Annotated in this window: 8 protein-coding genes and 1 pseudogene; 4 read left to right on the top strand and 5 right to left on the bottom strand. The window is 37.1% G+C overall.

Annotated features, from left to right (window positions below):
* Positions 1-93 precede the first annotated feature (93 nt).
* Positions 94-471 carry a DUF1934 domain-containing protein gene (locus ADM33_RS08535; protein ID WP_152906828.1) on the bottom strand — a complete coding sequence of 126 codons (378 nt, stop codon included), beginning with the start codon at positions 469-471 and terminating at the stop codon, positions 94-96.
* A gap of 71 nt (positions 472-542) precedes the next feature.
* Between ADM33_RS08535 and ADM33_RS08530 the strand changes: the two genes are divergently transcribed.
* A complete protein-coding gene (locus ADM33_RS08530) occupies positions 543-1,847 on the top strand; it encodes an HD domain-containing protein (protein WP_049504521.1) in 1,305 nt (434 codons plus the stop codon).
* Positions 1,848-1,859: 12 nt separating this feature from the next.
* Positions 1,860-2,666, top strand: a complete 807-nt coding sequence (yidA, locus tag ADM33_RS08525) for a sugar-phosphatase (protein ID WP_049504520.1) — start codon at positions 1,860-1,862, stop codon at positions 2,664-2,666.
* Between the two features lie 38 nt (positions 2,667-2,704).
* On the opposite strand, the pseudogene ADM33_RS11330 reads toward yidA, so the two are convergent.
* From ADM33_RS11330 to ADM33_RS08510, 4 genes and pseudogenes are all read right to left on the bottom strand, one after another.
* Positions 2,705-2,803 (bottom strand): annotated as a pseudogene (locus tag ADM33_RS11330) (peptidylprolyl isomerase); the annotation flags it as partial.
* Between the two features lie 92 nt (positions 2,804-2,895).
* Complete coding sequence (locus ADM33_RS08520; protein WP_006149384.1) at positions 2,896-3,624, bottom strand: ABC transporter permease; 729 nt, start codon at positions 3,622-3,624, stop codon at positions 2,896-2,898.
* Entirely contained in the window at positions 3,621-4,370 is a 750-nt protein-coding gene (locus ADM33_RS08515; RefSeq protein WP_049504518.1) for an ABC transporter permease, read from the bottom strand. The genes ADM33_RS08520 and ADM33_RS08515 overlap by 4 nt, the downstream gene beginning before the upstream one ends.
* Before the next feature lie 5 nt (positions 4,371-4,375).
* Complete coding sequence (locus ADM33_RS08510; protein ID WP_080982718.1) at positions 4,376-5,287, bottom strand: ABC transporter ATP-binding protein; 912 nt, start codon at positions 5,285-5,287, stop codon at positions 4,376-4,378.
* Positions 5,288-5,509: 222 nt separating this feature from the next.
* Between ADM33_RS08510 and ADM33_RS08505 the strand changes: the two genes are divergently transcribed.
* Both ADM33_RS08505 and ADM33_RS08500 read left to right on the top strand, forming a co-directional pair.
* The gene (locus ADM33_RS08505; RefSeq protein ID WP_049504517.1) at positions 5,510-6,208 is read left to right on the top strand and encodes a response regulator transcription factor; all 699 of its coding nucleotides are present in this window, start codon (positions 5,510-5,512) and stop codon (positions 6,206-6,208) included.
* On the top strand, positions 6,205-7,198 hold a 994-nt coding region (locus ADM33_RS08500), incomplete at its 3' end, for a sensor histidine kinase (protein ID WP_049504515.1). The genes ADM33_RS08505 and ADM33_RS08500, both read left to right, overlap by 4 nt.

The raw sequence follows: 7,198 nt of genomic DNA, 5'->3' as shown, positions 1-7,198 counted from the left end.
AAATCAGCGTAGTAGAGCCCACTCAACCACTGCGTCTTGCTCAACAATCCAAAGACAATTTAGAGGCTAGGACTTTTGTCCCAGCCTCTTTTCTTATCCCCAAGTAATTTCTAAGCGATAGTCCGCAAATGGATTTCCTTCTTTGTTTTGTAGTTGATAGGCTAGTTCAATCTTTTGTTGATCAACTTGATAATGGCTTGTTTGGATGATAAACTCCTGTATCCCCATTGGTGTAGGAATATAGGCTAAACTATCAGCTTCCTTCAGAAAACGCATGATGGTCTTAGGATTGGAAAATCGAGACATCACCAACTCTGTATCATTAAACTTGAGCACCACTTTTTCCTTCTCCTCATTGTAAAAAAGGAGGTAGGAAAAATCACCTTTCTCGCGTAACTCAACGTCATAAAGTTGGTCGATCACTTCCAATTGTTCATCAAATTGGATGGTATTTCTCATTCGAATCTTCACTTCAAGTCCTCTTTCTACACTCTTATCCTACTATTTTACCAAAAACTGTAGCTTTTTGCTATAATGGTTTTATGAATGAAAAAGTATTTCGTGACCCTGTTCACAATTATATCCATGTTGATAATCAGATTATCTATGACTTAATCAATACCAAAGAATTTCAACGGCTTCGTCGTATCAAGCAGCTCGGCACATCTAGTTATACCTTTCATGGTGGAGAACATAGTCGTTTCTCTCACTGTCTGGGTGTTTACGAGATTGCACGTCGCATCACCGAGATTTTTGAGGAAAAGTATCCTAAGGAATGGGATCCTTCGGAGTCCCTCCTAACCATGACTGCAGCACTCCTTCATGACCTAGGACATGGTGCCTATTCGCATACTTTTGAAAATCTCTTTGATACCGATCATGAGGCGATTACGCAGGAAATTATCCAAAGCCCCGAAACAGAGATTCACCAGGTTCTTTTACAGGTAGCTCCAGATTTCCCTGAAAAGGTAGCTAGTGTTATAGACCATACTTATCCAAATAAGCAGGTGGTCCAATTGATTTCGAGTCAAATCGATGCAGACCGCATGGACTATCTCTTGCGAGACTCCTACTTTACAGGTGCTTCCTATGGAGAATTCGACCTGACACGTATCCTACGAGTTATTCGCCCTATCGAAAATGGAATTGCTTTTCAACGAAACGGGATGCATGCCATCGAAGACTATGTTCTTAGTCGCTATCAAATGTATATGCAGGTATATTTCCATCCAGCAACACGTGCTATGGAAGTCCTTCTGCAAAATCTTTTGAAACGTGCTAAAGAACTTTATCCAGGAAACAAGGACTTCTTTACACTGACATCCCCACATCTACTGCCATTTTTCGAAAAAAATGTTAGCTTAGCTGACTATCTATCTTTGGATGACGGAGTTATGAATACCTATTTCCAACTATGGATGACCAGTTCTGACAAGATTTTAGCTGACCTGTCACAACGCTTTGTCAATCGCAAGGTCTTTAAATCAATCACCTTTTCACAAGAAGATCAAGAACAGCTTGCATCTATGAGAAAACTGGTAGAAGATATCGGCTTTGATCCTGACTATTACACAGCTATCCATAAGAACTTTGACCTCCCTTATGATATCTATCGTCCTGAATCTGAAAATCCACGAACTCAGATTGAGATTATACAAAAAAATGGAGAACTAGCAGAACTCTCTAGCCTTTCTCCTATCGTTCAATCCCTTGCTGGCAGTCGCCACGGAGATAATCGTTTCTATTTCCCAAAAGAAATGTTGGATCAAAACAGCATCTTTGCAAGCATCACTCAGCAATTTTTACACTTGATTGAAAACGATCATTTTAAACCAAATAAAAACTAAAAGAGGAACTATATGAGTATTAAACTAATCGCCGTCGATATCGATGGAACCCTTGTCAACAGTCAAAAGGAGATCACTCCTGAAGTCTTTTCTGCCATCCAAGATGCCAAACAAGCTGGTGTCAAAGTTATGATTGCAACTGGTCGCCCTATCGCAGGAGTTGCCAAACTTTTAGATGACTTGAAATTAAGAGATGAGGATGATTATGTAGTGACCTTCAACGGTGCCCTTGTTCAAGAAACCGCTACAGGTCATGAAATTATCAGCGAATCCTTGACTTACGAGGATTATCTAGATATGGAATTCCTCAGTCGTAAGCTCGGTGTCCATATGCATGCCATTACCAAGGATGGCATCTACACAGCCAATCGCAATATCGGAAAATACACTGTTCACGAATCAACCCTCGTCAGCATGCCAATCTTCTATCGTACACCTGAAGAAATGGCTGATAAGGAAATCGTCAAGTGTATGTTTATCGATGAACCTGAAATTCTGGATGCTGCTATTGAAAAGATTCCAGCAGAATTTTACGACCGCTACTCTATCAACAAATCTGCTCCTTTCTACCTCGAACTTCTCAAAAAAGGTGTAGACAAGGGTTCAGCTATCACTCACTTAGCTGAGAAACTCGGTTTGAACAAGGATGAAACTATGGCTATCGGTGACGAGGAAAATGACCGTGCCATGCTTGAAGTTGTTGGTAACCCCGTTGTTATGGAAAACGGAAATCCAGAACTCAAAAAAATCGCCAAATACATCACTAAATCTAATGACGAATCAGGCGTTGCTCATGCCATTCGAACTTGGGTGTTGTAGAAGAAATGGATACATCAAAAACCGCTCAGCAGAGCGGTTTTTGATGTCTGATTACTGCCAAGATTGCAGAGAATAAAGCTAGTTGCAGCCACTGCTCCAACACTAATTAAGGATTTAGTTTTGACTTTATTTAACATCTTAGACCTTCTTTCTATAAAAACTAGGTCAAGCATACCAGATAAAGCTTGGAGCTTTTATCACAAGAAAAAGACTCCGAAGAGTCTTCGCATTACTTATGCAATTCTTTATTACTCAATGTATGAAAAATCCCCCACAGAAGAATATTTACAATGATAAACAGCAATATTTCCACTAAATTAAAGTCTATCAAATTCCGTGACCGCATTGCCACCATAGCTTGGGAGTAGGGATAGATTAAAGATAATTTATCAGATACAAAAATCATCATGAATCCTACGAAAGTACCAATAGAACCAATTCCCACAGATTTACTAAAAACACGAGTTTTAGCTGTCACAAAAAACTGTACTGCCATCATACTAATTGTTCCAAAAATCCCCAATAAATCCCACTTAAGGTAGGTGAACAAATTAGAAATTTCTAAATGAATTAGGTGAGCACTGACATAAAAAATACCAAACAAGAACAACTGTAAAACAGCAATAAACAAGATAATTACTATTTCTTTTGCCAACAATAATTTCCCAAGACTGACATTATTAGCTCTGAGAAATTCAATATTTTTCCTATCAAACTCTTTTCCTAACATCATGGCTACATAAATGCTGACCAAAATCGGAAAGAAAAGCTGGCTATAATAGAAGGTCAATTGTCCCCATAAAACAGGCACTTTTTCACTTTCTGCAACCATAGAATAAGCTGCACCTAAGTAAATACCAAGACCAATCAGGCTACAAAAAGCTAAGAAGAAAATACCAATCATCAACATGGAAAATTTTTGGGTTTTCCGCCATTCTACTGATAGATAAGACATCATAGCTTGCCTCCTTTCTTTTCAACTAGATAGAGAGATAAGAAGAGATAGATTAGGGCTATTGGCAAATATGTAAAGAGTTTAAATCCTAGGTTTGTCGCCAAAACATAACTCACTTGACTGGCGACTTTCTGGTAATCCACCAGAGACAGATATGCTATACCACCAAATGGGAAAATCAGCTGTAGAAAAGCTGTTGCATGACCAAATCCAACTCCAAGAAATCCTCCGAAAATCCCTAATGCCATTATCAATGCCTGCTTTTTCAGTAAAAACTGCAAAGTCAAAAACAGACAGGTTAAGACAAAAGATGCTAGCAAGAAAATGACGATTTGCCAGATGATTAGGCTAATAGGCGTTTCTAGACCAGATAAGATTGCAATCAACTGGACTACTACTCCCTCCAAAAAAGCGAGAAAGGTCAAAACGAACATAGTCAAGCCAAGCTTACTCAGAAAAATATGACGTACATTTTCACCATTTGCCAAAAGCAGTTTAAAAGTGTTGCCCTCCTTCTCGTTCTTGACAATCCGCGATACAAAGAGAGCAACCACAATTGGGAGAATCAGGCCATTTACTTCTTTTATCATATAGAAAATTAGACTAATCTGGTGCATGTCTGGATTACTTAGGTAGCGTGTAGCGGCTGCAATTGCCCAAGCAAAACCGACTCCCATAACTAGTATGCTAATGAGGAAGGATTTGGTTCGTTTTGCCTTGAGCAATTCAATAGACAAATTATTCAACATAAGACTCACTCCTTGGTTAAGTTGAGGAAGATAGATTCCAAGGTTTCTTGTTCTTGCTTCACTTCATAAATTGGAACTTTCTCGACTATTAAATCTCGTAACAAACTAGAAATCTCCTGATCGGCAAGGTTAGTCAGCTTGAGTTTATCCTCTTGTATCTCTAAGATCTTGCACGGATAACCAAATAACACTTGGCTAATGACTTCACGTCGACCTCTAAAATCCCCACGCACTTCCAGCCATTTATTGGACTGAATTTTACGAATTTCTCCCTCGTAAACCAGTTGACCATGATTGATAATCCCCACACGGTCAGCGATATGCTCTACTTCAGAAAGGATATGGGTAGAGATGAAGACAGTAATGCCCTGTTCTTTTGCCAACTTGATAATCAGTTCCCGAATTTCATGAATCCCTGCTGGGTCTAGCCCGTTTGTTGGCTCATCCAGTATCAACAAACGCGGTTTCTTGACTAAGGCAAAGGCTAAAGCCAAGCGCTGTTTCATACCCAGAGAATAATCTTTAACCAATTTTTTCTTGTTTTTAGGTTGATCTAACCCCACAATTTTCAAGGTTTCCTGAATGTTTTTCTTATCAAATCCAAGGATTTTTTGAAAGACCAAGAGATTTTCATAGCCTGTCAAATTAGGATAATAAGACGGTTCTTCAATCATAGAGCCAATCTGATTAAGATACTGCTTGTCCGTACCTATAGATTGACCGAACACTTCAATCTCCCCATCTGTACGAGAAATCAAAGACAAAATCATCTTCATGGTTGTTGTTTTCCCAGCTCCATTTGGACCTAGAAAACCATAAATCTCACCTTGTTGAACTGATAAGGAACTAAGGTTAACTACCTGAGTGTCCTTAAATACCTTTTGTAAGTTTTTTATCTGTAAAACATTACTAATCATTATGAACTTCCTCCTCAACGAGATTCATTTGTTGTTTAGCCATTTGGAAATACCTCACTGATTAAAATTTATTTGAGAAGTATCTCTATCTAGGTTATGTCTTTATTATAGACATGCTAGATTAATTTTAAACTAAGCTAACCTTAATTTTACATTAAGATTAAAGTATCTTGCTTTTTTCACTCTTTTAAATGGTATAATATAGATAAGCGAGGTAAGATTATGAATTTCGAACAACAGCTCCTGAATAAGCACATCCTTATCATTGATGACGATAAAATTTTAAACTCTTCCATAAGAGATATTCTCACTGCCTACGGATTTTCCAATCTAACATCAGCCTATGATATAGAATCTAGTTTGGACATGATTGAAACAGATCAGTTCGATCTTTTCCTTTTGGACATTATGCTCCCCGATGGTGATGGCTACACATTAGCAAAACATATCCGAAAAAAAGGCGATACTCCTATCCTCTTTCTAACTGCCAAAAATAATCCTGAAGATGAGATAGCTGGTTTCAATGCTGGTGGTGATGATTATATCATGAAACCCTTCATTCCAAAAAATCTTATCTATCGTATTATGGCTCTGCTCCGTAGAAGTTATAAATCAGAACAGGAAACAATACAGATTGGACAGACTTTGGTGAGTTTTCGGAATGCAACAGTACAAAAAAATGGAGCAGAAATTTCTATTACGCCAATTGAAATTCAGATTTTGAAAAAACTTTACGATAATAAAAATTACATCGTTTCAACCGAATCTCTCTGTGATACGATTTGGGGAGTGGATAGCTTTGGTTATGAAAACTCTTTGACTGTACATATTCGGAAAATTCGAGAAAAAATAGAAGAAAATCCTTCAAAACCTCAATATTTAAAGACAGCTAAAGGGCTAGGATATAAATTGTTATCATGATTATGAATCAAACCAAAATTTTAAGGTATTCACTAAAGAAATTTATCTTTTCTTCCATCATTATCTTTATTACCAATATTATTCTAATTGCCAGTTTTGTTTTCTACATTAGTAAAAAGCAAACTGCTACTGAGACTGTGAAAATAATTTCTGAACACATTACCATCACAAATAATAACGTCCACATACCTGAAAATGATATTTCTAGTCTAAAAGAACAAAAGTTATGGCTCATGGTATTGGATAAGCAGACTGGAAAACAAGTGTACGAACAGTATAAACCTACAGAAGTTCCTTCGCAATTTGACTACGGGGACATTTTACAGTTTTCTCGCTATTATCTTTCAGATTATCCTGTTTTTAGTCAGATAAAAGGTGGATACATCATTGTTGTTGGTTTTCCAAAAGATAAAATTGCTCGTTATAGTTTTAATTACTTAGATATAGATAGTATTCGCCTGTTTCCACTAATAGCATTTGGAGTATTGCTTTTCAACTGCCTTTATTTCGCTCTTCTTTACTACTATGGCGTGACGCATATCAATCGTAAAATTGTGCCTCTTGTAACTGCTATTCAGAATCTCCCATATGGTTTAAAAAATCCAATAAATTCTATATCAGAACTAGAATATCTTACAACTGCAATTAATCAAACCGATACTCTACTCAAAGAGAATGAAGTCTTTAAAGAGCAATGGATTTCAGGTATTGCACACGATATCAAAACACCTCTTTCTGTCATCATTTCTAACGCGTCCTTGTTAAATGATTCTGAACTAGATACACAGTCTAAAAAACATATTCGCCCAATATTGACGGAATCCTATTACATCCAAAATGTTTTAAATGACTTAAATATAGTAGCTCGCCTTTCATCTGGTCATCTTCAGTTAAATCAGACTGAAACAAAAATTATCCCCTTCTTCAAAGACATTCTCATCCATATTTTAAATCAAGAAATCTGGAATGATTTTGAATTTGAATTTGATT

Origin of the sequence: Streptococcus oralis (genome assembly GCF_001075875.1) — a bacterium.
GTDB lineage: Bacteria > Bacillota > Bacilli > Lactobacillales > Streptococcaceae > Streptococcus > Streptococcus oralis_I.
This window is presented reverse-complemented; position numbering and strand designations above follow the sequence as displayed.

Bases quoted from the DNA above. Each gene is read 5' to 3' on its own strand.
- ADM33_RS08520 (WP_006149384.1), bottom strand. From the start codon at position 3,624: ATGATGTCTTATCTATCAGTAGAATGGCGGAAAACCCAAAAATTTTCC.
- ADM33_RS08510 (WP_080982718.1), bottom strand. From the start codon at position 5,287: ATGATTAGTAATGTTTTACAGATAAAAAACTTACAAAAGGTATTTAAG.
- ADM33_RS08505 (WP_049504517.1), top strand. From the start codon at position 5,510: ATGAATTTCGAACAACAGCTCCTGAATAAGCACATCCTTATCATTGAT.
- ADM33_RS08515 (WP_049504518.1), bottom strand. From the start codon at position 4,370: ATGTTGAATAATTTGTCTATTGAATTGCTCAAGGCAAAACGAACCAAA.
- yidA (WP_049504520.1), top strand. From the start codon at position 1,860: ATGAGTATTAAACTAATCGCCGTCGATATCGATGGAACCCTTGTCAAC.
- ADM33_RS08530 (WP_049504521.1), top strand. From the start codon at position 543: ATGAATGAAAAAGTATTTCGTGACCCTGTTCACAATTATATCCATGTT.